At 63.2% G+C, this 24,918-nt stretch carries 22 protein-coding genes and 1 tRNA gene; 18 read left to right on the top strand and 5 right to left on the bottom strand.

What is annotated here, in order from left to right:
* Positions 1-53 precede the first annotated feature (53 nt).
* Complete coding sequence (pyk, locus tag AC1DNG_RS06125; protein ID WP_043436173.1) at positions 54-1,556, top strand: pyruvate kinase; 1,503 nt, start codon at positions 54-56, stop codon at positions 1,554-1,556.
* Between the two features lie 135 nt (positions 1,557-1,691).
* Here the strand turns inward: pyk and AC1DNG_RS06120 are convergent, their stop codons facing one another.
* Positions 1,692-2,297: an ANTAR domain-containing response regulator gene (locus tag AC1DNG_RS06120; RefSeq protein ID WP_018772478.1), complete on the bottom strand. Its 606-nt coding sequence runs from the start codon at positions 2,295-2,297 to the stop codon at positions 1,692-1,694.
* Positions 2,298-2,502: 205 nt separating this feature from the next.
* On the opposite strand from AC1DNG_RS06120, the gene AC1DNG_RS06115 reads away from it, so the two are divergent.
* Positions 2,503-2,584: transfer RNA gene (locus tag AC1DNG_RS06115), tRNA-Leu, on the top strand.
* Between the two features lie 561 nt (positions 2,585-3,145).
* Here AC1DNG_RS06115 and AC1DNG_RS06110 read toward each other — a convergent pair.
* Positions 3,146-4,345 (bottom strand): IS110 family RNA-guided transposase, encoded by a 1,200-nt coding sequence (locus AC1DNG_RS06110; RefSeq protein ID WP_476886920.1) that lies wholly within the window; start codon positions 4,343-4,345, stop codon positions 3,146-3,148.
* Between the two features lie 711 nt (positions 4,346-5,056).
* Positions 5,057-5,428 (bottom strand): hypothetical protein, encoded by a 372-nt coding sequence (locus tag AC1DNG_RS06105; RefSeq protein WP_476886919.1) that lies wholly within the window; start codon positions 5,426-5,428, stop codon positions 5,057-5,059.
* A 241-nt stretch (positions 5,429-5,669) separates the two neighbouring features.
* Between AC1DNG_RS06105 and AC1DNG_RS06100 the strand changes: the two genes are divergently transcribed.
* From AC1DNG_RS06100 to AC1DNG_RS06055, 10 genes are all read left to right on the top strand, one after another.
* Positions 5,670-7,172 carry a hypothetical protein gene (locus AC1DNG_RS06100; protein ID WP_476886918.1) on the top strand — a complete coding sequence of 501 codons (1,503 nt, stop codon included), beginning with the start codon at positions 5,670-5,672 and terminating at the stop codon, positions 7,170-7,172.
* Positions 7,169-9,004, top strand: a complete 1,836-nt coding sequence (locus tag AC1DNG_RS06095; protein WP_476886917.1) for an AAA family ATPase — start codon at positions 7,169-7,171, stop codon at positions 9,002-9,004. The genes AC1DNG_RS06100 and AC1DNG_RS06095 overlap by 4 nt, the downstream gene beginning before the upstream one ends.
* Entirely contained in the window at positions 8,997-9,650 is a 654-nt protein-coding gene (locus AC1DNG_RS06090) for a 4Fe-4S single cluster domain-containing protein (protein ID WP_476886916.1), read from the top strand. The genes AC1DNG_RS06095 and AC1DNG_RS06090 overlap by 8 nt, the downstream gene beginning before the upstream one ends.
* Positions 9,638-10,171 (top strand): FHA domain-containing protein, encoded by a 534-nt coding sequence (locus AC1DNG_RS06085; RefSeq protein WP_476886915.1) that lies wholly within the window; start codon positions 9,638-9,640, stop codon positions 10,169-10,171. Before AC1DNG_RS06090 ends, AC1DNG_RS06085 begins: the two co-directional genes overlap by 13 nt.
* Entirely contained in the window at positions 10,168-12,510 is a 2,343-nt protein-coding gene (locus AC1DNG_RS06080; RefSeq protein ID WP_476886914.1) for a serine/threonine-protein kinase, read from the top strand. The genes AC1DNG_RS06085 and AC1DNG_RS06080 overlap by 4 nt, the downstream gene beginning before the upstream one ends.
* Positions 12,507-13,259 (top strand): PP2C family protein-serine/threonine phosphatase, encoded by a 753-nt coding sequence (locus AC1DNG_RS06075; protein ID WP_476886913.1) that lies wholly within the window; start codon positions 12,507-12,509, stop codon positions 13,257-13,259. The genes AC1DNG_RS06080 and AC1DNG_RS06075 overlap by 4 nt, the downstream gene beginning before the upstream one ends.
* 23 nt (positions 13,260-13,282) lie before the next feature.
* Positions 13,283-14,095 (top strand): hypothetical protein, encoded by an 813-nt coding sequence (locus tag AC1DNG_RS06070; RefSeq protein WP_476886912.1) that lies wholly within the window; start codon positions 13,283-13,285, stop codon positions 14,093-14,095.
* 182 nt (positions 14,096-14,277) lie between these two features.
* A complete protein-coding gene (locus AC1DNG_RS06065; RefSeq protein ID WP_476886911.1) occupies positions 14,278-14,976 on the top strand; it encodes a hypothetical protein in 699 nt (232 codons plus the stop codon).
* A 318-nt stretch (positions 14,977-15,294) separates the two neighbouring features.
* Positions 15,295-16,439 (top strand): IS3 family transposase gene (locus AC1DNG_RS06060; RefSeq protein WP_476886910.1). Its coding sequence is split into 2 segments (ribosomal slippage): positions 15,295-15,571 and positions 15,571-16,439, totalling 1,146 coding nucleotides; the frame shifts between segments, so codons are not numbered across the junction.
* 198 nt (positions 16,440-16,637) lie between these two features.
* On the top strand, positions 16,638-16,835 hold the full coding sequence (locus tag AC1DNG_RS06055) for a hypothetical protein (protein ID WP_476886909.1): 198 nt from the start codon (positions 16,638-16,640) through the stop codon (positions 16,833-16,835).
* A 134-nt stretch (positions 16,836-16,969) separates the two neighbouring features.
* Here the strand turns inward: AC1DNG_RS06055 and AC1DNG_RS06050 are convergent, their stop codons facing one another.
* Positions 16,970-18,256: a M20 family metallopeptidase gene (locus AC1DNG_RS06050; RefSeq protein WP_476858236.1), complete on the bottom strand. Its 1,287-nt coding sequence runs from the start codon at positions 18,254-18,256 to the stop codon at positions 16,970-16,972.
* A gap of 68 nt (positions 18,257-18,324) precedes the next feature.
* A complete protein-coding gene (locus AC1DNG_RS06045; protein WP_476858235.1) occupies positions 18,325-18,948 on the bottom strand; it encodes a trimeric intracellular cation channel family protein in 624 nt (207 codons plus the stop codon).
* A 476-nt stretch (positions 18,949-19,424) separates the two neighbouring features.
* Here AC1DNG_RS06045 and AC1DNG_RS06040 point away from each other — a divergent pair, with 476 nt between their 5' ends.
* From AC1DNG_RS06040 to AC1DNG_RS06015, 6 genes are read left to right on the top strand one after another with little or no spacing between them, the layout of a single operon-like run.
* Positions 19,425-20,366 (top strand): 3-carboxyethylcatechol 2,3-dioxygenase, encoded by a 942-nt coding sequence (locus AC1DNG_RS06040; protein WP_476886908.1) that lies wholly within the window; start codon positions 19,425-19,427, stop codon positions 20,364-20,366.
* Entirely contained in the window at positions 20,363-21,223 is an 861-nt protein-coding gene (locus AC1DNG_RS06035; protein ID WP_476886907.1) for an alpha/beta fold hydrolase, read from the top strand. Before AC1DNG_RS06040 ends, AC1DNG_RS06035 begins: the two co-directional genes overlap by 4 nt.
* Positions 21,224-21,228: 5 nt before the next feature.
* Complete coding sequence (locus tag AC1DNG_RS06030; protein ID WP_476886906.1) at positions 21,229-22,023, top strand: 2-keto-4-pentenoate hydratase; 795 nt, start codon at positions 21,229-21,231, stop codon at positions 22,021-22,023.
* Positions 22,016-22,468 carry a nuclear transport factor 2 family protein gene (locus tag AC1DNG_RS06025; protein WP_476886905.1) on the top strand — a complete coding sequence of 151 codons (453 nt, stop codon included), beginning with the start codon at positions 22,016-22,018 and terminating at the stop codon, positions 22,466-22,468. The genes AC1DNG_RS06030 and AC1DNG_RS06025 overlap by 8 nt, the downstream gene beginning before the upstream one ends.
* The gene (locus AC1DNG_RS06020; protein ID WP_476886904.1) at positions 22,465-23,217 is read left to right on the top strand and encodes an HpcH/HpaI aldolase family protein; all 753 of its coding nucleotides are present in this window, start codon (positions 22,465-22,467) and stop codon (positions 23,215-23,217) included. Before AC1DNG_RS06025 ends, AC1DNG_RS06020 begins: the two co-directional genes overlap by 4 nt.
* Complete coding sequence (locus AC1DNG_RS06015; RefSeq protein ID WP_476886903.1) at positions 23,214-24,857, top strand: bifunctional 3-(3-hydroxy-phenyl)propionate/3-hydroxycinnamic acid hydroxylase; 1,644 nt, start codon at positions 23,214-23,216, stop codon at positions 24,855-24,857. The genes AC1DNG_RS06020 and AC1DNG_RS06015 overlap by 4 nt, the downstream gene beginning before the upstream one ends.
* Positions 24,858-24,918 lie beyond the last annotated feature (61 nt).

Genomic DNA, 24,918 nt, shown 5'->3' with positions numbered 1-24,918 from the left:
GGATTCATCCGCACTTCAACTTAATCCATGCAACACACCAGTAGGGTAGGTATATGAGACGCGCTAAAATCGTGGCCACTTTCGGACCGGCAATCGCAAGCTTTGACAACACGCTGGCCGTGCTGGAAGCCGGCGTTGACGTGGCACGCATGAACATGAGCCACGGCGATTACTCCGTGCACGACAACACCTACGAGAACGTCCGCAAGGCTGCGGGACAGCTCGGCAAGGCCGTGGCCATCATGGCCGACCTGCAGGGCCCGAAGATCCGCCTCGGACGTTTCGTCGATGGTCCCCACCTCCTGGAGGTCGGTGACACGTTCACGATCACCACCGAGGACGTTCCCGGCACCAAGGACATCTGCTCCACGACCCTCAAGAGCCTGACGGAGGACGTCAACCCCGGTGATGCCCTGCTGATCGACGACGGCAAGGTCGCCCTCCGCGCGATCGACGTCGACGACGTCAAGGTGGTCGCCCAGGTGATTGTCGGCGGCTGGGTCTCCAACAACAAGGGCATCAACCTGCCCGGCGTTGCCGTCAACGTGCCGGCGCTGAGCGAAAAGGACGAGGACGATCTGCGCTGGGCCATGCGCCGCGGCGTGGACATGGTTGCCCTGTCCTTCGTCCGGGATGCCTCGGACATCGTCCGCGTGCACGAGATTATGGACGAGGAAGGCCGCCGCGTGCCGGTGATCGCCAAGATCGAGAAGCCGCAGGCCGTGGAGCAGCTCCCCGAGATCATCGACGCCTTCGACGCCATCATGGTGGCCCGTGGCGACCTCGGTGTGGAACTTCCCCTCGAGGAAGTACCGATCGTGCAAAAGCGCGCCGTTGAACTGGCACGCCGCTGGGCGAAGCCGGTTATCGTAGCCACCCAGGTCCTCGAGTCCATGATCGACAACCCGCGCCCGACGCGCGCCGAGGCCTCCGACTGCGCCAACGCGGTGCTCGACGGCGCCGACGCGGTCATGCTCTCCGGCGAGACCAGCGTGGGCAAGTACCCGATCGAGACCGTCAAGGTCATGGCCCGGATCATCGAGTCCACCGAGGTCCACGGCCTCGAGCGCGTCCCCCCGCTCGGCACCAAGCCCAAGACCCGCGGCGGCGCCATCACCCGGGCCGCCGTCGAGATCGCCGACCAGCTGGATGCGAAGTACATCTGTACCTTCACCCAGTCCGGTGACTCTGCACGCCGCCTCTCCCGGCTGCGCCCCATCAAGCCGGTCTTCGCCTTCACCCCGGTGGAGCACGTCTGGAACCAGCTCGCACTGACGTGGGGGATCCAACCGGTCCTGGTCCCGATGGTGGGCCACACCGACGAGATGACGGCCCAGGTTGACCGCAGCCTGCTGGAACTCGACGTCGTCGAGGACGGCGACCTGGTGGTCATCGCCGCCGGTTCGCCTCCCGGAAAGGCCGGTTCGACGAACCTGCTGAAGGTCCACAAGGTGGGCGACCTCGCTGACATCGGCGGCCAGGGCGAAGCGGCAGTGGCCAAGGACAAGCTCGGCCCGTGGCCGGAAAAGAAGAAGAAGAACCGGGTTCAGGCCTAGTTCTGAAAGCTTGAACGCAAAAGGGAGGATCCCCGCCGGCTGGCGGGGATCCTCCCTTTTGGTGCTTGGTGCTTGGTGCTTAGTGCTTCGAGCGCGCGGCTGGCGGCCGCGGAGCGCGGCCGGAACCGCCGGCCGCTAGTTGACCTGGTTGATGATGGTTTCGGCAACCTCGCGCATGCTGAGGCGGCGGTCCATCGAGGTCTTCTGGATCCAGCGGAAGGCTTCCGGTTCCGTCAGGCCCATCTTGGTGGTCAGGAGGCTCTTGGCGCGCTCCACGAGCTTGCGGGTGGCGAACTGCTCCTGCAGGTCGGTGACCTCGCTCTCGAGGGCCTTGATTTCCTCGTGGCGGGACAGCGCGATCTCCAAAGCCGGGATGAGGTCCGCCGGGGTGAACGGCTTGACCACGTACGCCATGGCGCCGGCGTCGCGGGCGCGCTCCACGAGTTCTTTCTGGCTGAACGCGGTGAGCAGGACCACGGGGGCGATGCGGGCCTTGACGATCTTCTCGGCGGCCGAGATGCCGTCCATGACCGGCATCTTGACGTCCATCAGGACCAGGTCGGGCTTGAGCTCCTCGGCAAGCTGGACGGCCTTTTCGCCGTTGTCCGCCTCGCCGACGACGTCGTAGCCTTCGCCCCGCAGGATCTCGATGATGTCCAGGCGGATGAGGGTCTCATCCTCGGCGACGACAACGCGGCGCGCCGGCTGGGAAGTGGGGGTTGACTCCGTCTGTTCTGACACGGGAACTCCTTGGAAAGGTACGGCGGGAACTCAACCATCATAGGTTTTGTCTGCCGATGTACTTGGACCGGTTTGGTTCGATGCGGCGTCACTGGCGCGATTCTGGAATTCAGCCTATCTGCATGTAGAGTAATTTCGCGCACTGGAAGCGATCGCGTTGCTCACAGCACTGTGGCAGGCTGATTGTTACACCGGTGTACTCCGCGCCCGAGTGGCGGAATTGGCAGACGCGCCGCACTCAAAATGCGGTATCGAAAGGTGTGTGGGTTCGAGTCCCACCTCGGGCACAGCATTCCCCCTCGTCAGAGGGGGTTTTTGCTTTAACTTGTGTACATTGACCCTGCTCGGGTCCCTCTGACGCTTGTGGCGGCCTGTGGACTGGCTGCCGCGGCGGCCTGTGAAGTTGTGTGGGTGGCGGGGTCAGTGCCTTGGCTGGTGAGCCCTCCGCGTGCTGCGGCGATTGGGCATCCGGGTCTCCTTTCTGGCCTGTTCGGGTGGCCGTGGTTGGTCTTCTACTTATTCATGCCGCGCGGTCCTGCGGACGACATGACTTGCGAGGATTTCTTGAAGATTTTTTCTCCGGGATTCCATATACACGGGGGCCCGGGAGAGAGGTGGGCGTCGCCTTGTGGGGGCCAACGGTGGCGTGTGCAGTGTCCACACTCGCGTACACGGATGCCGTGGCTGATTGGGTCCACTTTTGACCGTGGTTGCGTACACGTGCGATGCCCTGCAAAGCGGCTGGTCAGGGGGATTTTTGCCACCTACCCCTGAGTTAAGAGTTGGTGTGGGCTTCGACGATCTTGAGCCTGTACCTATGCAGCCCGGGGGTGTCCCTATGCTTTTGGTCAAGCTGCTTTGGGGACTTTTCCCTGGTAGAAAGTTCCGTTTTTGAGCATGGCGAAGATGACGTCGCAGCGGCGCCGGGCGAGGCAGATGACGGCGGCGTTGTATTTCTTGCCTTGGGCGCGTTTTCGGTCGTAGTAGGCCTTGGAGAGCGGGTCGTGGCAGGAGGCGATCCAGGCGGACCGGAAGAGCGCGTTCTTGAGTTCTTTGTTGCCGGAGCGGGCAGGGAATTCGCCGCGGATGGAGGTCCCGGAACGGCGGGAGACCGGTGCGATGCCGGCGTAGGCGGCGAGATGACCGGCGGTCTTGAAGCTGCTCCCGTCGCCGATGGTCAGGAGTATCGTCGCTGCGGTCTTGATGCCGACTCCCGGCATGGACATCAAGCCCCGGGAAAGAGTGAAATCGTCCAGGAGCTTTTCGACTTCTTCAGCCACGATGGTCCGCTGGTGTTTGAGTTCCTTGATCTGGGCGGCGACGCGCGGGATGACCAGTTCGACGGCTTCGGTTCCGGCGACCGTCACGGTCTGTTCTCCGAGCGCGGTGAAGATTGCATCCACGAGATTGGCCGGGTCCTTCCGGCTGTGGTTGCGGGCCCAGCGCAGCACGTTCGACCGGCCTGCAGCGCGCAGGCCCGTGGGACCGGCGTATTTGATCAGCAGCTCCAGGACAAGTGGACGAGTCAGGACCGTGCCGGGAAAGGCCCTCTCCAGGGCCGGGAAGATCTGCAGCAGCAGGGACCGCAGCCGGTTGATCGCACGGGTGCATTCGTGGGTCAGATCGGCGTCGAACCCGGAGAGGACCTTCAGCGCCGAGAGGACCTCGCTGTCCCGGTCCACGGCCCGCAGCGTGTGGGGCATCGCCCGGGCTGTCTCGGCGATGATGAACGCATCCCGGGCATCAGTTTTCGAACTCCCGGGATACAGGTCCGCCGCTTTCCGCATCGCCAGGCCCGGAAGGTAGGCGACCTCGCAGCCGCAATCCCTGGCCACGGCGACCGGCAGCGCCCCGATGGTGTTGGGCTGGTCCACGACCATCAGCACGTTCCCGTGCTGCTGCAGCGTCGTGAACAGTTCCCGCAGCCGGGCTTCGTCCTGCGGCAGCGGCTTATCAAAAAGGCGTTCGCCGGCGCGGCTGAGCGCGGTGGCGTGGTGTTCGCTCTTGCCGACATCCAGTCCGCAGTAAACGTCGAATCCCTGATCCATACTGGCGCTCCTTTGCACCACTATATGGCCGCAGTCACGACACCCGATGCCGGCACCCACGTTACAAAGAGACCTGGACCCGTGCGTCCGGCCTTGTCCCTATCAGCGGTCAACAAGTGCCTCCGAACCCGGCGACAACACCCCCCGGATCATCAGTGAGAGGGCAGGAAAGTCATACCGGATCCAGCGACCAGGTCCCCGGCCATCGGGGACCCAATAAATGTAACGGGGGGGAGGGGTTTGCGACTCCAGACCCACCCGGTCACCACCGCGAATGAACGTGGCAAAGTTCCTGGCCAGACGCCGGTCAGTGCCAGGTCTGCCCGCACCGGCAGCGGCCATCCTCGTGCTGCTCGGTGACGAGGACGGGTTCGTCACCGAGCAGCATGATGTCTTCGTAGCTGAGCATGGGTCCAGCATCGGCGGCTGGCTGCCGGTAGAGGTATCTGCGTGGACGTGGAAACTGATTGGACTGACGCGAACTAGGGGCTGCTGCTGGATTGCCGGGTGAAGATCTTTACGTTCAAAAATTACCGGATCCAATCAAGGCAAGAAACTGGGAGAGACGTTGCTGAAAGCGGTAATAGCCCGCATTCGGTTGATGCGGGCTATTACCAGATTCATCGAGGCTGCCGTGGACAAAGGGCCACTGCCAGCGATGCTGAGGAAAGTCGAGTCTTTCGACTTGGGCCCCAAGCCCGGGTCATGCGGTCAAGCCAGCTCGGCGGCTCGGAGATCCTCCGCGATCTGAGCCATTTTTTCCGAGCTCGTTCCAAGCGAGACCGTGTTCCGTATGCCGTTGAACGCTCGGCTGAACCCGGAGTCGCCGATCGCCACGAGTTCGATTTGGCGGTGGGTGCCGGCGTCATTGACGTAGGCATGAACACCCCATGACCCACCGACGAGTCCCTTTGCTGTGCCGACCACGGCTATATCGGGTGATCCGCCCATGGTGTCTAGCGGGTTAGAACTGGCCTCCACCGGCTCCACGTTCGCCTTCAGCCGCGAGTAGGCTCTATTCAGGGTCTGGCCGATCTGTTGGACCGATAGCGTCGATTCGAATTCAAGACTGTTGGTCTTCATATTTCCCCCATAATCAAGGTCACTAAACTCTGCTGGATGCGACGGCGTGTGGCATAGCCTGGCGACTTCCCGTCCCGCCTACTTCCAGCCTCCACCGTGCTGTGAGCACTGCAAACCTGAACTGTTGCACTTTGAGCAGGTCAAGGCCGTCCCCAGCAACCCGCGGTTTCTGCCGCCGTTGCAGGAGCTACAGTCGTGTAGGGGCCGCTGACATTTCTTACAATTCATTGGTGCCTCCCAATTGATCCGCAATACCGTCGTTGCAAGACAGGGAAGATTATTCGGCCTTCGCGTGCCATTTGGCAAGCATTTCCCGAATGAAAATATTCGGATGTCCTGCCGGAGCTATCTGCGTGACACATTCGAAAAATGTCCTGCAACGGCTATCCCCGGGAACAACTCTGTGATCAGATATGGCTATTCGTCCAGAGTGCGGTTGCGGACCGGTATCAATTCCGTGAAAGCACCGGGTGGGGCCAAGAAGGTTGTTAACTGGGGGATACGGATGAGCGGACCTAAGTGCATTTCCTACACCGTCGACGCCGAAGTGCTGGAACGTCTTCGCCGCAGGGAAAAATCCCTAGAGGACCTCATGGCAGCAGAATCCCGGCTTCGAGGCCTGATTTCGAGATGCGATGACCTTGACCTTCCACACATCGTTTCCGGCAGTCTGCGCGCGGAGGCCGAGCCCGTAGGCGAGGAGACGCCCACGGACGCGGTGGCGGCCAGGGCGGTGAGCGTTGGCAAGAGCGTGAAGGTGCTGTCAGAGCAGCTGGAGGCCACGCTGGCAGGACAGCATCGGCAATCGCTGAGCGCCTCGTTGAGCGTACTCGCCGGTGGGCTGCCGGCCTTGGCTGACTTCGGGATTGGGGAAGGAGCGGACGAGAAGCCTGCGGAGCCTGCCTCCGAAGCCAGCCGGTCGGACGTCGGCGCAGACGCCAGGCGCGCCCGGGTGGAGGATATTCTCACACACCTGAAAATGCCGGTGGGGGAGCTGATGGTCCTCGCCAATGCGGCCATCGGGGCCCGGCCTCTCCGGCACGAAACCCTCCTGGGCCAGCTTCGCCGAGATGTTCGCCTGGCCAACGATCTATATGACCGCGCGATTGCGGCAAGCCACAACGGCCTGGGTTTAGCCGGACATTTTGACGGGGAGCCCCCGCCGGACGTCATTGCTGCCCAGTCCCTGGTGATGCGAATCGATGAGGAAGGATTTTCGCATTCGCTCGTTCAGCGCGTCGCCGGCGCAGAAAAAATCATCGGCGAATACCTCGAGCGCTCGGATAACGTGAAGTCTGCCCGGGACACCGAGCGTGCCCGCCGGCATGTTGAGGACTCCGTTAAGGAAAGCTTTGCTGCGCTGGGCTACGCCGTTACTGATCTGGAACCAACCGTCGTTGGAGGCGCGGTGCTGTCCGGCCCGTCCAGCACACACCACGGCGTTCAGTTTGCTGTCGATGGGAACGAAATAGCCGTGCGCTCCGTCCGCATCGCGGGAGCCGAGGACGGGAGCCCGGACATGGCAGCCGATGTTGCGCTGTGCGCTTCCATCGACGCCCTGACGCCGCTTCTGAAAGGTGCCGGCGTCACCGTGCGGCACATCCGCAGCGTCCCGCCGGGCATCGTCCCCGCCCCGGCAGTATCGGCTGGGAAGGCCGCCGTCGGAAAATCTGCCCGTGAGGCGGCAGGCCCACCCGCCTCCAAACGCAAGAAATCCACGCCACGGCTCGTGAAGGCCCTATGAGCGAGGTGCCGCTTGACCACGGCCCAACGGCAGCATGGCTTCGGGAAATCGACATTGTGTTGCCATCGAACCCGCAGTTCGTGCTGACTGGAAACCTTCGGGACGTTCATCTTACTGAAGGGCCGGGGCATCGTCCGCCCTGGCCAACCACTACCCAGGCGGTCACGGAGGTCCTCCGTCGGGCAGGATACTCGTGCATCATCGCGTTTGACTCAGTGGACGGCCCGTCGGTGATGTATGAGACCAGGCCCGGGCTCGCGGCATCGGTGACTGGCAACGTCGAACCTCACCCATCGCACATGGCTCGGCTTCCCCAGCTCATGCGTAATGTTGTTGGCGCGTTTCCCGGCTGTGCCCTGCTGGTGACAAACGCATCGCGCCTTACAACGGATGGGGACGCAGCCGGCGGAGATTTCCACGAGATCATGTCGATGGCGGAGAAGCTGGCCGAGACCGCCGAGGCCAAACTACTCAACGGGAATCACGCCGCGGCCGTGTATAACGCGGTCTTTTGGCTAGTTGACAAGGAGAATGACCTTCCGCCGTGGTTCGCTGGACTGGACACTGTCCGTGTGGTGTCAGTGCCGCAACCGTCCCAGTCCCAGCGATACCAAGCCGCATCCCTGCTGGTCCGATCGCTTGCCGGTGGCAGGGAAGCGACGGAGGAGGAACGCGAAGCGGCTGCTCGGCGGTTCGCAGGCGCTACCGCCGGCCTGAACATCAAGGCCCTGCAGGAGATCAACAGGCTGGCCATTGACCGGCGGATCCCGTTCGATCGCATCGACGACGCGGTGCGCACCTACCGGGTCGGGGTGCCCGACAACCCCTGGCAGGACGCCGAACTGCGCCAGAAAATAAGGGAAGGGTCGGAGTATCTCGGAAAACGGGTCCTGGGACAGCCCCACGCCGTCCGAAAATCCGTAGACATTCTCATTCGCTCGGCGATGGGCCTCACCGGCGCGCAGGGCGCAGGCGAATCAGCCAGGCCTCAAGGCGTCTTGTTCTTCGCAGGCCCCACCGGCGTCGGGAAGACCGAACTTGCCAAAGCGCTCGCTGAACTTGTTTTCGGACGCCGCGAGGCCTTCACCCGATTCGACATGAGCGAATTTGCCTCCGAGCATGCCGAAAGCCGGCTGATCGGCGCACCCGTGGGCTACACCGGCCACACCGCGGGCGGGGAACTCACTAACGCCATCCGGCAACAACCTTTTCAGCTGATCCTCTTCGACGAGATAGAGAAGGCCCACCCCAGAATCCTGGACAAGTTCCTGCAGATTCTGGAGGACGGGCGGCTGACCGACGGCAACGGCGTGACCGTTCATTTCACCGAGACACTCCTGGTTTTCACCTCCAACCTGGGAGTCTACGAATTCGACGAATCAGGCACTCGCATTCCGGTGGTCCAACGCGGTGCGCCCTACGAAAAGGTGGAAGTCTCCATCAGGAACGGAGTGGAGGAGCACTTTACGTCGGTCATCGGAAGGCCTGAGCTCCTTAACCGACTGGGCGACAACATCGTGGTGTTCAACTTCATCTCGGATGAAACGGCTGACCTACTGGTGCCGCTGTTTATGGAAAACGTCAAGGGAAGGGTGCTGGCCTCGACCGGATTCCGCATCAACTTTGCTGACGCAGTGGTGGACCGCCTGCAATCCCATGCCCGCAACAGGCTCGACTACGGCGGCCGCGGCGTCTCCTCGGTGGTGGAAAGCCTGCTGGTGAATCCCCTGGCGCGCGCACTGTTCGACGCGCCGGAGGGTGTGTCGGCAGCGGAAGTCACGAGCATCGAACCCACGGACGACGGATGGGAAGTGAGGGTGGTCCATGCCTGAAATATCCCGACTCCATTTCCCAGTGACGTCACTGGGCTACGGCCGCCGGGCCGGGATCTGGTTCCAAGGCTGCACTGTGCGCTGCTCGGGTTGCATCTCCCGGGATACCTGGCCCTCGCTGCCGGACCGCCAGATGTCTGTCCACGAAATACGCCACTGGCTAGGAGACATCCGCGGTCACGTGGATGGAGTGACTATTTCCGGTGGCGAGCCGAGCGAGCAGCCCGAGGCCCTTCGTGAGCTTCTGGCGGCACTTCGGGTATGGGAGGACTCTCGCCAGGAACCGCTGGACATCCTGCTGTACTCAGGCCGGCCGTTGGAAGCACTAGTTGCCGAACTTCCCTGGATGACTGGCTTGGTGGATGTGCTCGTCAGTGACCCCTTTGAGCAAGAGGCGCCGACGGACCTCGGGCTCAGGGGATCATCCAATCAGCGTGTGAACGTGTTCAGCGCGCTGGGCGCGGAGCGATACTCCGACGCCGATTTGGCAACGGTTTACGCGGCCCAGCGCCGCGAAATCGGCGTGCAGGTTGATGAAACTGCCGTCTGGATGACGGGCATACCGCTCGAGGGCGACCTTAAGGCCCTGGAGGAAGCCTTGAAACAAAAAGGCGTGACATTGGGCCGGAAGTCGTGGTTTTCGTGACGGCCGGGTCATCAGAGAATCTGCTGTGCCCGGTGTGCGGAGAGCACTGGCCACCGGACTATTGGCAGTGTCCCAATGATGCCGGCAATTTGGTGGACCCGGACTTTGCATCGGAGGTGGCGGGCGGCTCCGGAGCCGCAGCTGCGGGGGCGCAACCGCCGGAACCTTCTGCCGGTGTCTGGCAGCTGGGCGTCCCGGGCCGAGGCACGCTCGACGTCCGTGACGGTCAAACAGTGGTTCTGGGACGTTCCGCCGATCTTGCCTCAAGCCCCATGTTTGACACCTTCGACGCCATTTCAAGGTTTCACTGCACGGTGACAGCCAGCGCGAACCGGCTGCAGGTTTGCGACGTGGACTCCACCAACGGGACCTTCGTGAACAACCAGCGCCTCGAACCGAAGGCACTGCACGACGTCTGTCCGGGCGATGTACTCAGGCTCGCGTCAAACGTCATTATTTCCGTTCTCCTGATAGCCGATGACGCCGAGCGTCAGCAGCCAGCAAAGGAAGCCAGCCCATGACGCTCAATCCAATCGACGACGATGCCTCGGGGCGGAAGGGCGCGGCGACGAGAGTGGAGCCGCCCGCCCCGACCGGATCGGTGGGCGCCGCCACCGCCGTCGAGCCCGGGGCCGGCGCCGCGCGGACGCGCATTGAAGGCGCGGCTTCAGCTGGTGAGGACAGCCCACGGACATACTTTCCCTTCGTCCTGCCACCGCAACTGGACACGAGATACAGACTGGTACGGCGGATCGGCTTCGGCGGAGAGGCCGTCGTTTGGGAGTGCGCGTCGCTGGATGGAGGGCAGCCGAAAGCGCTCAAGGTGTTCTCGCACCGGATCCCCAGCTACGCGCTTGCCCTTGATGATCCCGACTATGCACGCCACTTCGACCCCTCGCACGTGGTGCGGGTCGACGAGCGCGGGAACGAAGGTGATGTCCATTTCGAGCTGATGGAGTTCTGCGAACGAGGCAGCCTGCAGGATGTGCTTCAGGGACGTGGCACGGGGCTTCCCCTGAGCCAGGTAGTGGAGATCGCCTCCCAGCTCGTGGAGGCGCTGGACCGGATGCACCCCTACGTTCACGCGGACTTAAAGCCGTCCAACGTGTTGGTCCGATCGGAGCGTCCGCTGGATGTAGTCCTGGCGGACTTCGGCGTTACGGTGGCCCTGGAAGGCCGATCCCATGTAACGAACGTTGGTCAGAAGGGGACTGCCGCCTATCTAGGTCCCGGGGATACTGATCAGATCACGGCGAAGACCGACTGGTGGAGCCTCGGGATGACTCTCCTGGATCTGATCCGCGGCAGCAACGTCTTTCAGCTGGAGGATGGCCGGTGGATGGCCGACGCAGCTATTCGATCCGAGCTGGCTCGGCGCAATGTTCCCCTCGAGGACGTTGATGATGAACGCCTCCGGCTTCTGCTGCGCGGGTTGTTGACCAGGGACCCGAACGGCAGGTGGGGAGCAGCTGAAGTCCGTGCCTGGCATGGCGGGGAGACGCCGGCGGTCGCGGAGGACGTCTCTTTGGCGGCGCCTCCGATGCCCACTACTGTGCCCCTGCGGCCATGCCCGGTCTCCCTGGGAAAAACGGTCTTCAGGGATCCCCAGTCGTTTGCCGCTGCCCTCCGCACCGAATGGCGCGAGGCAGCAACCCGCATTGGAGCGGGGGCCGAGATGCCCGCCGTCCTGGACTGGGTCATCGAAGCGACGGGCAGGGCGAATGTGACGCCGATTCGCGAGGCGGCGCGGCAAGGCAGGGCAAAACTGGCTGTCGCCCTGCTGGCGGCCCATCTTGATCCCACCGGACCGTCAGTCTTCGGCGGGTTCGACGTCGGATCCGCCGCCGGTCTGGCCGCGCTCGCGTTGGATGAGTCTCCCGAGGCCGCGTCTGCGATGCTGGACCTGTTGGCCGGCCGGGTTGTCTCGCGTTTGGCTTCTGGACCCCAACAGGACGCCCTGATCTTGCTTCAGGACCGCTGGGTTCAGGTTCATTCGGAGGTGCTTCGGCTGGCGCCGCCGACGGTAAGTGAGTCAGAGGAGGAGTACCTTCGACGGTTTTCACTTCTGGCCTCGCTTTCAGCCGACAATCCGGGTTCGCTGGAAAATGAGGCAGCAACGGTGGCCGACACCGGCGGACTTGAACTCGACTGGTTCAGGAACGTGTGGGACGACGCGTCGATTCCGGCATTGAACCGATTTGTGTTTGCCCTCAGCTTCGCGCCACGTGCAAAGGACGAAGCGACTGCGGCGCGTACAGCTAATCAGCGAGCGCTGCGTGAGCAGCAGGCGCAGGACAGGACCCGACGAGAAGCTGCGCTCTCTACCTACAACGCAGCACAGCAACGGTATGTGGCACAGAGCAAAGCCATATCCAGCAAGGAGCTCAAGGCAATACCAGGGAGGTTGGGGCTGTGCATCCCCTTCTGGATTGCCTACCTCGTCGGATCTTCCATCCTGGAGCTTACTGGACATTCAAACGTGCAGGCCGCCCAAGGAGGCCTCGGCGACTTTTTCTCCACCGGGGCAGGGTCTGTTCCGGCCGGCTTTTTCTTGCAGCCCGTCGTGGCATTGCTGGCCACCGTGATGATTTGCACGGCGGCCAGGGCGATCTTCGGCAAGCCCACGTGGGGAAAGTTCCTGACTGTCGTCGGATTTGTCCTCGGGGCATTCTTCTGGCTTGGGCTGGACTCCGCTTTCGGCTCCGGATTCACAGTCTTCCTGGACATCGGCGACTGGCTCGCCTTTCCGCTGTGGATTGCTGCCGGGCACGCTGCCGGATGCCTAGTCAGCGGAGAAAAATACAGCCTCGACTCCGAAGCAAGGCGACTGCCTGTGCCTAAGGAAGTAGCCAGCCCGTGAAGATCCTGATCTCTGTCGCGACACACGCGGGGCTGGTCCGCAGCCGTAACGAGGATGCTGTCGGCATTGTCGGCTGGGCCGTGCAGGGCCACCAGCCGAAAACGTTGACGCTGTCCATGCCGCTCGGCAAAAGTTACCTTGGCCTGACAGTTTGCGACGGACTCGGCGGACACCAGGGCGGGGCGACCGCAAGTCGTCTAACTGCCGAATATCTCTCTGACCACGACGGCGACCGCGTCACCAGTGCCGGGGACCGGCCCGGCCTTATCTGGCGGATAAGGGAAGCGGGCCGGCGCCTCGATAAAGCTGCGGACGCGTCGCCGTATTTGCAGGGCATGGGCACAACGGCTGTCGGCATCGAATTCTCGCCTGAGCGAACCGCGACTGCGTACAACGTTGGTGATTCACGGGCGTATCGCGTGACCGAAGGAATGCTTGGCCGCCTGACTACGGACGACCGGCGGACCGAACACGGCAGCACCCTCACCCAGGCCCTGGGCGGCGGATCTGACCCGGATCCCCACGTCTTCGAGTTTGTTCCGAGGCTGGGCGACAGGTACGTCCTGTGTTCGGACGGGCTCACGGATCTGGTGCCCGAAGAGGTCATCGCCGAAACCGTTACGGTGCTGTCGACGTTCGCGGACCCGTTCAGCACCGAGCGGGCCGCGGCGAAGCTCATCCAGTTGGCTCTCGATGCCGGCGGGTCTGACAACGTGACGGTGGCCGTGGTGGAGGTTGTGGCCGGATGATGGGACTAGGCGCAGCTGTCATCGTGATGCTGGCAATGTCCGGAATTTACACCATCATTCTTCGCGGCAGCAGGAACAAGACAGGCCCGTCCCGGCACTTCCTCAAGACGGTTGCCGGAGAGCCCAAAAGTCCGGAATTCGTTACAGGTCTTTTGGCAACGTTCTGTCTGGCCACGCTGCCCCTCGGCACGGGGACAGCCGAATCAATGATGGCCGGGGGGCTGATGGCCCTCCTGGCCGCGGTGTGTGCCATGACGCCCAAGACGGTGCTAAAGATGGTCCGGCTTCCCGTTCACTTCCTGTATTCGGTGCTGGGCATTCTAGGGGCGATCGGCGCAGCGGCCAAGTACCTTTTTCCTCCCGACGCCGAGCCGAGCGAACTGTGGATGCGTTGGGCGCTGCTGGCCCTCGTTTGGTCCTTCGCCGTTTTCGGCGCCATCGTCGGATTCGTATCAGCGGGCCGAATTGAGTGGAAGCTGGGGCTCCTCCTGTTCGCATGGGCCGAGCTCCTGATCTATACCGCTGGAGCCCTCGAATCGTCTCGTCGAGGCAACGTTTGGATATTTCTTCTCAGCCTGGCCGGAGCAATATTCTTTGGCTACTTGTCTTCCCGTCACCAACAGCTGCTTGAGATTGCGGCTGCCTCGGCAATGACCCTCGGCACCATCGCACTCCTGGGCCTGTCGTCCAAAGTTCCGGGAGCGGAGGGCTTTATACAAGCGACCGGCCCCACAATCGTGCTGATCATGACTTTCCTCGGAGTCTTTGCGATATTACGAGCGGTTCGTGGGCGTGTGTCTAAAACAACTCCGTTCGGAAAGCAGGTATCCAATTGAGTTCCTATCTCGACGGGCCGTCGGCAAGACCTCAGACACCTCCGTCCGCCTCGTCTGCCTTCTGGCGGCGAACCGCGGCGTTCCTGGCCGTGGCCGGCTCAGTGGGGGCATTGTGTGTCGCTTGGGGGTTTCCTCCGAATTCGCATGGCGCGAGGCCGCACAGTTCATCTTCGGCATCGACCATGAGCGGCTCCGCGCCAGCAGCCGGAGGGCAACCCGCGTCAACTGAAAGCCGTTCCAGCGCCGACAAGGCCTACTGCCGAGGCCAGGGGACGCTGGTTCAGGTGGGGGCGGCGGTGACGTTTCGGGGCGCGATTTGCAGCGTAAACGGAGCGCTGGTCTACTTCGGCCTCAATAAACAGTCCGGCGGCACCATCGAGCTGGCGGCGTCGGCAACTGCGTCAGGTTACATAGCCCGAAATGCCTCAAGTGCCAGTTATGAGTTGACCAGCGCGGAGTACTCCGTCACAGACGGCGCAGGCAAACGCACAGCCGAGCCCATCATCTATTGGTGGCCGGCCGGGGACCCGGCATTGACCCTTCCCGGAGACCTCGGACTTAGCCAGTCCATTTCCTACCCCGATTGCGATGGCAGCGGAATCGTCGTCCTGGGCACGAGCTATGACCCGGACCGGTATGAGGCGGAAGTTTCAGGGCTCCTCCAGCAGCATCCCGGGGCGTCGTACCTGCGGACCGACCTTTCGTGCGGTTCGTTCGCCGGACCATCCGCTGCCAATAGCGGGGGAAAATACATCTACGCGGTGTACAAGCCCGCGGGCGGCAACAGCGCGACGGTTTGTGCGGCCATCACCGCGGCCGGTGCTTACGGAAAGTGGCTGTCGAACGACGCGAGCCAAGCGGGAAAGTTCGTTGAGTGCTGACCGGCCGTCGTGTTTCCCTGTCACAAGAGCAGCGAACACCCGTCACAACGCGACCCTGCGGGGGGACACCGCCGTTGTCTGCGAGCACCTCGACAGCGAGCGGTCACAGGCTCTAGTGTCGACATCGCGCTAATGCACTCCATAGCTTGGAATTCAGATGCGGCGTATTTTGATCTACTGCCCTGACAAGTGATCCGGGGCATCCACTCTTAGGGATTTGGTCGCCCTAACGCCTTCAATACGGATTCCCTTGGGTCTGCCCCCGGTTTTGTTGACTCCTTGACCTAACGAGCTGGTGCTCGTGGAAGGATGTTGACCATGCCGACGGCTTATGGGGCGGAGTTCCGCCAGGATGTTATTGATGTGGCCCGCAAGGGCGAGGCGCCGCTGGCGCAGATTGCGAAGGATTTCGGGCTCTCGATCACCACGCTGACGCGCTGGATCGCCATCGCCGAGCGCAAGGAAACCGGGGCCGGCCCGGCTGCGGCGGAGTCGGCCGAGATGCGGGAGCTGAAGAAGCGGAACCGCTTGTTGGAGCAGGAGAATGAGATTCTGCGCCGGGCTGCTGCCTATTTGGCGAGGGACATCAACCCAAAATGATCTACCCGCTGGTCACGGATCTTGCCGCCGAGGGAGTCCCTGTGCCGGTGACCTGCAGGGTGTTGAAGTTCAGCAAGCAAGGCTATTACCGGTGGAGGGCCAGCCCGGTGACGGAACGGGACTGGGCGGATGCGCACCTGGTCAACGCCGCTCGGGACATCCACGACGACGATCCCGCCTTCGGATACCGTTTCATCGCCGACGAACTCCCCGAGAAGGGCATCATGGCCGGCGAGAACAGGGTCCAGCGCTTGTGCCGGGACCACGGCATCTGGTCCGTCTTCTCCAAGAAGCGTGGCCTGAATCGGAAGCCGGGACCACCGGTCCACGACGACCTGGTGGAGCGGGACTTCACCGCCGAGGCGCCGAACGAACTGTGGCTGACCGACATCACCGAACACCCCACCGCCGAGGGGAAGCTCTACCTCTGCGCGGTGAAGGACGTCTATTCCGGAAGGATCGTCGGCTACTCGATGGACTTCCGGATGAAATCCTCGCTGGCGGTGGCCGCACTGGAGAACGCGGTGCGCTCACGCCGCCCGGCCGGAACAGTGGTGCACTCGGACCGCGGCTCCCAGTTCCGGTCTCGCCGCTTCGTCGAATCGCTCCGGCACCACGGGCTCGCAGGGTCGATGGGCCGGGTGGGCGCGTGCGCGGACAACGCCGCGATGGAATCCTTCTTCTCGCTGCTGCAGAAAAACATCCTGGACCGCCAGAGATGGCTCACACGCCAGGAGCTCCGCCTGGCGATCACCACCTGGATCGAAAGGACGTACCACCGCCGGCGACGGCAAAGACGGCTGGGAAAACTCACGCCGATCGAATATGAAACAACCAACCAGACCGCGCTCTTAGCGGCCTAAGACCCCGAGTCAACAAAAGCCGGGGCAGACCCGTTCGTTCCCTCGCCAGACTCGTGACGGACTAGGTTGGCAATCCGCATCTGATAAGTCTGTCTGTGGCTACGAGGGCGTTGTGGTCGCCGTGCCCAGCAGGACCACCACGCAGGGGGCTGCTTCGCAGTATGCCTGAAGATCTGCCGGGTCAAACTGCTTGGCGTTGTGGTTGTCGAGCACGCAGTCACACAGCGGCGCGAGGATTCCGGGGTAGACCCGTCCGAATTCATCCAGGAGAAGCGCGAGTTTGTCGACGCCGTGGAACAGCGAATCCTTCTTGAAACTGCCCTGTGTGGTTGCGCCGATCTTCTGTTTGTGACTTCGGCGGCGCTTGCTGACGCTGGTGGTGAATCTGCCAACTGAGGGTTAGCCGGCAACTTGCGCCAGCTTGATGTCTTTCCGCGGAGATCGCGGGCTAACTGGTAGGTGTCCCGGCCGCTTGAACGCTTCGCATACGCAACATCTGCCTCGGACGCGGCTGTCCCGTCCTCTCTTGCTTAGGAGGCCGCCGCGTTGGCCGGTGGCAAATTATCCAGGCCGAGCCAGGCCAGGGCTGCGGTGACGAGGGCTTCGGTTCCGGTCTGCAGGGTCGGCTGGAGGACGGGCAGGAACATCGGCGAGTGGTTGGCCGGAACGTCCTCCAGCACCCGGCCGTCCCGTACGGCAGCCCTGTAGGTCTGCGGGTCCGTTCCGCCGATGCCCCAGTAGGTGTAGGGGATGTTGCCGGTCCGGGGAATATCGCTGAAGTCCTCGCTGGCGGTCTGGAGCTCGAGGCTGCCGGCCCGGTCGCCGAAGTAGGTGCTGAAGGCCCCGGCCACGCGTGCGGTTGTTGCCTCGTCGTTGACCGTGAGCGGAAAACTGTCGAAGGTTTCGAAGTCCGGTTCTTTGGGGGAGCCGCTGGCGGCGCACTCGGCTTGGACGGCACGTCGGACAGAGTCGAGAATCCGCTGCCGGGTGGCGTCGGTGTAGGTGCGCAGGTTCAGTTCCATGACCGCCTGGTCGGGGATGATGTTGCTCTTGGTTCCGGCGTGAAGGCTCCCGACGGTGAGGACGGCAGGTTCGGTGGGCGGGGTTTCGCGGGAAATGATTGCCTGCAGGCGAAGGACGATCATGGCGGCTAGCACGACAGGATCAATAGTGTTCTGCGGCATTGAGCCGTGGCCGCCGCGGCCGTGGACTGTGATGCGGATGCTGTCGGCGCTGGATAAGACCGGGCCGGACCGGGTGGCGACGTGGCCCGAGACTCCGGGCAGCACGTGCTGGGCGAGTGCGACGTCGGGCGGGGGGATGCGATCAAGGAGAGCGTCGTCGAGCATGCCGCGGGCTCCGTCGCCGGTTTCCTCGGCGGGCTGGAACAGGGCCACGAGTGTGCCTCGCCACTGGTCCTGGTGCTCGGCGAGCAGTCTGGAGGCGCCCAGCAGGCATGCGACGTGGATGTCGTGTCCGCAGGCGTGCATGACGGGCACACGGTCCCCGCCCTGGTCCTGGGCTGTGATCGTGCTTGCGTAGTCCGCGCCGGTCCGTTCCTGCAGGGGCAGCGCGTCCATGTCGGCCCGGAGTAAAACCGTTGGCCCGTTGCCGTTTTGCAGCACCGCAGTGACACCTGTTCCCCCGATCCCGGTCTCCGTTTGGAAGCCGTAGGAACTCATGCTGCGCGCCACATTGGCGGCGGTGCGGTGTTCCTGGTGTGAGAGCTCAGGGTTTTGGTGGAGGTCCTTGTAGAAGTCCTCCTGTTCCGGGCGGATTGACTCGTAGTGTTGCAATATCTGTTCGGTCGCGGCCACGAGGTCTCCTTTCGTCCCGCTCGAGCGTCCTGCCCTGCCCCCAACCTACGCCGGGCCGGTCCGACCTGCTAGGTCTTGCCCGGTCGCGCGTCGTGCCGGGACCGGGCAGCGTGTGGAACCCGCCACCGGAAGTGCAGGGAGAGCACCCGCAGGGTGAAGACCGCGGCCGCGACGCAGAGTTCCGTCACGGCGTTGAACAGGCTCAGCTGCCACAGGGCTGTGATCAGGGCCGCTCCCAGTAGGGCCGGGACGGCGTAGATGTCCCGGGGGTTGAAGAGCTGCGGGTCCCGGTTGGCGACGACGTCACGCAGCAACCCCCCGCCGACCCCTGTGGTGACGCCAAGCAGGGCGGCGGAAACGGGGTTCATGCCCGCGTCCAGGGCCGAGACTGCTCCGGTAGTACAGAACAGTGCCAGGCCGCCGGCGTCAAAGACCAGCAGTGTCCGCGGGAACCGCTGGACACGGCGTGCGAAAAAGTAGACCAGAAGTGCAGCGGCCACCGGCGGGACCAGATACACCGGCTGGGTGAAAGGCGTCGGGGTAACTCCGATGATCAGGTCCCGCACCACGCCGCCCCCGAGCCCGGTCAGCGACCCCAGCAAAAGCGAGCCCACTATGTCAAAGGCCCGCCGCGCGGCGAGCAGGCAGCCCGACACGGCGAAGAAGAACGTTCCTAAAAGATCTAAAACCAACGACCAGGTCACATCCGCCGCCTCTCGTGTGCCCGCAGCCACCGGCGCTTTCTTAGGGGGCGCTTTCCTCGGCGCTCTGAGCGACGGCTGCGTCTTTGGCCATCAGTCTCCTCGCTCCCGAAGCTGACCTAAAGCCGTTGGATTTCGCATGCCCGAGGACAGACCAAATTGGCGCCACCTTTCCATAACATCGCTATCGGCCGAAGGCGGGAACTCGCAGTTGTCGGAGCCTGCTGCTCGCAGCGAGTTGCCGCAAAGCACACCGTCGGTGAGGTCGAGCAGCTCAGAGTCCAGCCACTCGTAATTGGGCAAGCCGCCGCCTCGACGACCTCGTCGGCCTCGATGATCTCTCCGGACGCGAGGGCTTTATGGCCGGGATGTACTAGAACGCCAGCGAGCTCTTGCGAATGCCGAATCTAGAATCTACACTCTAGGGAAGCGGTCAAGTGTGGCCGTAGTCACTGAGAGGGAAAGCAATGTCGCTTGCGCTAGCCGCGTTGTCACACGCGCCGTCATTTGGAAACGTCGATCCGGGCGGGACGATCTTCGCGGAAATCAACGATGCCCTGGGCGAGGTTCGGTCGTTCGTAGAGGATTTCGCTCCCGATGTCACCGTGACCTTCGGCCCGGATCACTTCAACGGCGTCCTTTACTCGATGATGCCGCCGTTCGCCATCGGCGCGCAGGCTGTCGGCGTCGGCGACTACGGGACATTCGAGGGCCACCTGCCCGTTGCCTCCGAAGTGGCACGTGAGTTGCACGCGCTGACCATCGCGCAGGGGATCGATATCGCCCGTTCGGAACGGCTGGAGGTCGATCACGGCGTGATGCAGCCGCTGGAATTCCTCTTCGGCGCGGGATTCACCCGTCCGTTCGTGCCTGTTTTCGTCAACGCGCTTGGTAAGCCCCTCACTCCCATGTCCCGTATTCGGATGATGGGCGAGGCGATCGGCCGGGCGGCCCAGCAGCTGGACAAGCGCGTTCTCCTGGTGGCCTCGGGCGGCTTGTCGCATAACCCCCCGATCCCGGTGTACGACGGTTCGCCTGAGCCGATTCAGCAGCGCCTCGTTTCCTATTCGCCGTCGAAGGCGGACCGGGCTGCCCGCGAGGGCAAGATCATTGAGGGCATCCAGGCCATTGCAGATGGCCGCGCCTCGAGTGCACCGCTTAACACTGAATGGGACCAGAAGCTGCTCGACGTGTTCCGTTCGGGCTCCCTGACCGACGTCGACAACTGGGATAACGACGAGTTCATCGCCGAAGGTGGCAGTGCCGCCCACGAGATGCGGTCCTGGATTGCAGCCTTCAGCGCCCTATCCACCGCGGGCGACTACAACCTGGTGGTCGACCGCTACTGGCCCGTCCGGACCTGGGGCGCCGGGTTCGGCATCACAGCGGCCATCCCCAACGCAGTATGAGCCAGAAGACAATGTGGGAACAGATCGCGGATCTGCCCCACACCCTTGAATACGTGCAGGTGGGGGAGTGGAACACCCGCGTCCTGTCCGTCGGCGCGGGGGAGCAGACACTGGTGCTCCTCAACGGCACGAGCGGCCACATCGAAGCGTGGACCCACAACATACGGGTACTGGCCCAGACGTACCGGGTCATCGGATACGACTATCCGGGGCACGGCTATTCGACGCTCACCGACGCCGATCTGGAAATCCCGGACTATGAGGCACACTTGCTCGAACTCCTCGACGTACTCGGACTGGATCGGGTGCACCTCATCGGGGAGTCCCTGGGCGGCTGGATAGCGATCAAGTTCGCTGCGCACCACCCTGAGAGACTGCGAAGCGTTGTCCTCAGTGCACCCGGCGGTCGAATGATCAGCAACAGCTCGATGGCCCGGGTGAGTCCGGTGAGCCGGAGGGCTGTCGAGGAGCCGACGTACGGGAACGTCAAGGCCCGACTGCAAGTGGTCATTCACGATCCTGAACAGATCACCGACGAGCTCGTCGAGGTCCGTCGGGCCATTTATGGGCGCCCCGGCTTCATCAAGTCAATGGAGCACATCATGGCGCTCCAGGTGCCTGATATCCGGGCGCGAAACCAGGTCACCGAGGAAGATTATGCGGCCATCCCCGTGCCGGCATTGCTCGTGTGGACCGACCACGAGCCAACTGGTGGCGTAGCGACGGGCAAGTCTCTGGCGGCAGCAATACCGGACGGTGAATTCGTGCTGATTCGCAACGCCGCCCACTGGCCGCAGTGGGAGGACCCCACCAGCTTCAACGACAAGACACTCGACTTCCTCCGCAGAAAGGCCTGACACAGATGTCGGACATCATCACGGAGATCGCTGGAGATCTCTACAACGCGCGCACACTGCGCACCCCTATCGAGTTTGTGCGCCATCGACTGCCGGACAACGACAAGGATGCGGCCTACCGCATTTCCGAACTCGTGACGCAGCGGCGGGAAGCCGCAGAAGGCCGCTATCGCGTCGGCCGCAAGGTGGGCCTGACCAACCCGATCGTTCAGCAGCGCGCCGGGGTGGACGAGCCCGACTACGGGATCATCCTCGACAACATGACGTTTGAGTCGCCGATTGAGCGGCCGGCATCGGAGTACTTCCACCCGAAGATCGAAGCGGAAATTGCCTTCGTCCTGAAGTCCGACATCCTGGACTCGGACTTGGCCTCAGTCGAAGCCGCCATCGATTACGTCACGCCGGCAATGGAGCTGGTGGATAACCGCTACTTCAGCTACAAGATGGGCATCGTGGACACGATCGCCGACAACGCAGCCTGCGAGGGTATTGTCACCGGACCGGTTCGCATCCCCTATGGCGAAATCGACCTCAAGCAGGTCGAAATGGTCCTGCACCGGGGAGAAGAAGAACTGACGCGCGGCATCGGCGCGAACGTCATGGGCGACCCCATCTACGCGATCCAGTGGCTGGCCGAAACCTCCCTGAGGATCGGCAAGCCCCTCCGGGCGGGCGAGATCCTGCTTTCCGGGTCCATTGGACTGATCGTTGACTGGGATCCCAACGTGACGTACACCGCCAAATATTCACACGGCCTGGGAAGCGTCGTCGCCCTTCTGACGGAGGCCGTCGATGCGTGAGATCACCATGGAAACGCGTGTGGCCATCGAGCAGCTCATCTCGGAACTGCTATGGCGGCTGGACCACGGCAAGGCTGACACCACGTGGGAGCTGTACACGGAGGACGCAGTCACCACCGGACCGCTCGGGACCATGGATGGCCGGGACGCCATCAAAGCCTGGGGCCAACGCCGCGCGAAGATTACCGGCGTCGTTGGACGACACATCATTGGTGGCATTCGGCTGGCATGGGTGGGTGAAGAACTCCACGGCTGGACGCAGTACATGACGTTCCGGGATTCCTCGGAGAACCCGTTAATGCCCGCCAGCGTAGGCGAATTCCGCGAGGTCTACCGGCAAGTTGACGGCGACTGGAAGATCGCACGGCGCGAGATCGCGCCCATCTTCGGCGGGCTGAACGCCGCCGCCCATGCGAAGCGGCTCGCAGAAAGCACAGCCGAATGAAGTGGGACAGCCGCGGCGGGCAACCGCCGGCGCTTTTGCACCAGGCGCTCGCGTCCCTGTCGGTGACGGAGTGGGCTCTGGCTGCAGGCTACGACGGCGTCGTCGTGGACCTCCAACACGGCGAGGTCGGGCTGGAAGCGGCGTGCACAATGTTGCGCGCTGCGCCCCGGGATTCGGCGTACACCTATGCCCGGGTGGGAGGTCTGGATCCGGCCCCCATCCTGCGGCTGCTCGACAGCGGTGCACGCGGGATCATCGCACCGACCATCGAGTCCGGGGAACAAGCGGGCATGCTCGTGGAAGCGACCAAGTATCCCGGGGTGGGGAACCGGAGCCTCGGCCCCAGCCGCCCCACCCTGTACCCGGGCCAGCCCTACACCGAGGCGGGAAACCTTGCCGTGTCCACGATCGCCCAGATCGAAACGGTTGCCGGCGTCGAACACGCAGAAAGTATCATCACCACCCCCGGCCTCGACTCGATCTACATCGGTCCCGCGGATCTGGCAGTCTCCTACGGACTCCCGGGGAGGGGGGACTGGGAGGACGGTCCCGTGCGCGACGCCATCGTGCACCTGTCCACGTTGACCAGGGCGCACGGTGTCACGCTGGGCATCTACTCAGGATCGAGCGCCTACGCCGCTGACCTCTTTGACCGGGAGCTCGTCGACTACGTCGGCCTCGGCATAGACCTTATCTTCCTGAGCCGCGCGGCTCAGGACTCCATCAAGACCCTGAGGGGTACAAAATGAGCGACCGCAAAGACGTTATTATCATCGGAGCGGGCCCGGTCGGATTGACCCTCGCCAACCTCCTTGGACAGTTCGGCGTGAGCACGGTGGTCCTGGAAGGCCGTGACGAACTCATCGACTACCCCCGTGCAGTGGGCATCGATGACGAGGCGCTGCGGACCATGCAGACCATCGGACTGGTGGAGAAGGTGCTTCCGCACACCGTCCCGGATCAGAAGATCCGGATCGTCAACGGCGACCGCAAAATCCTTGCGGAGATCAATCCCACCACCCGCGAGTTTGGCTGGCCCCGCAGAAACGGCTTCATCCAGCCCCTTGTCGACAAAGCACTCCTGGAAGGTCTCGCCCGGTACCCGCACGTCGAGGTGCGCTTCGGCAGCCAAGTGAGCGCCTTTGCCTCAGATTCCGACGGCGTGACGGCCACCGTCAGTACCGCGTCGGGCGAAGAGCAGATCACCGGCAGGTACGTCGTCGGCTGCGACGGCGGCAGGTCCTTGACCCGGCAGCACCTTGGGCTGGCATTCGAAGGAGAAACGCGGTCGACCCGCGGACTGGTCATCGACGTCGCCAACGACCCCATCGGCACCCCGCATGCGGTCTTTGGCGGGGATCCAAAGCGTGGGTACGCGACACTTGGCCTGCCGCACGGAATCCGCCGCTGGGAATTCACGCTGTTCGAGGGTGAATCTGAAGAGCTTGCCGAAGACGATGCGTTCGTCTTCGACCTCCTTGCCCCCCATGTGCCCGATCCCGCTGGCCTGAACATCATCCGCCGTCGGGTTTACGCCCACCACGCCCGTGTAGCCGAGAAGTTCCGCGTAGGACGATTCCTGCTGGCCGGCGATGCTGCCCACGTCATGCCGGTGGTTGCTGGCCAAGGCTGGAACTCCGGCATCCGGGACGCGCTGAACCTTGGGTGGAAACTCGCTGCAGTGGTTCAAGGGAAGGCCAGCGACAAGCTGCTCGATTCCTATGAAGGTGAACGGCGTGAACACGTCAAGGCCATGGTGGCGTTGTCGTTGAATATGGCGAACCTCGTCACCGACCACAACAGACTGCGCACGGCGGTCCGCGACATGGCAGCGGCCGTAGTAGACAAGATGCCGAAGGCCCGTGCCCGGCTCAACAGCCAGGGCTACAAACCGATGCCCAAGTACGAGCACGGCGTTGTGGTTCCGTCCGAGCTCCCCACGTGGAAGGCGTTGCCTGATCGGGGGGATGCCCCGCGCGCAGTGGGCACGTTGTTCCCGCAGCCCACGGTCCGGAACGAGGAAGGCCGTTCGGTCCTGCTGGACGACGCCACCGGCCAGGGATGGCGGGTCATCGTATGGAACAACGATCCACGGGCGTTCGTCAGCGAGGCTGAGGCGCAGACACTGGCAGGTCTCGGCGGAACCCTTGTGCACGCCGTGCCGGCCACGCAGCTGACGTGGGCGAAGGCTGCGGCAGCGCCGGGGGTTCGGGTGGTTGGCGACGAAAGCGGCGTGTTGAAGGCCTGGTTCGACGAGAGGCCCTTCTCGGCGATCGTTGTGCGGCCCGATCACGTGGTGGCCGCCGAGTGCATCGCCCAGGAACTGAACGACGTTCTCAAGAAAGTATTCAGCGTGGCCGACGTCGCATTGGCCTTTCAAAACGCATAATAGGCATAAGAATGCATAATTCGTTGACAAAAATTTAATCAAGAAATACTGTTGCTGCAAC

This window comes from Arthrobacter sp. 01T425, from assembly GCF_056398725.1.
Note: the sequence above shows the minus strand (reverse complement) of the source record. Positions and strands in the feature narration are given on the sequence as shown.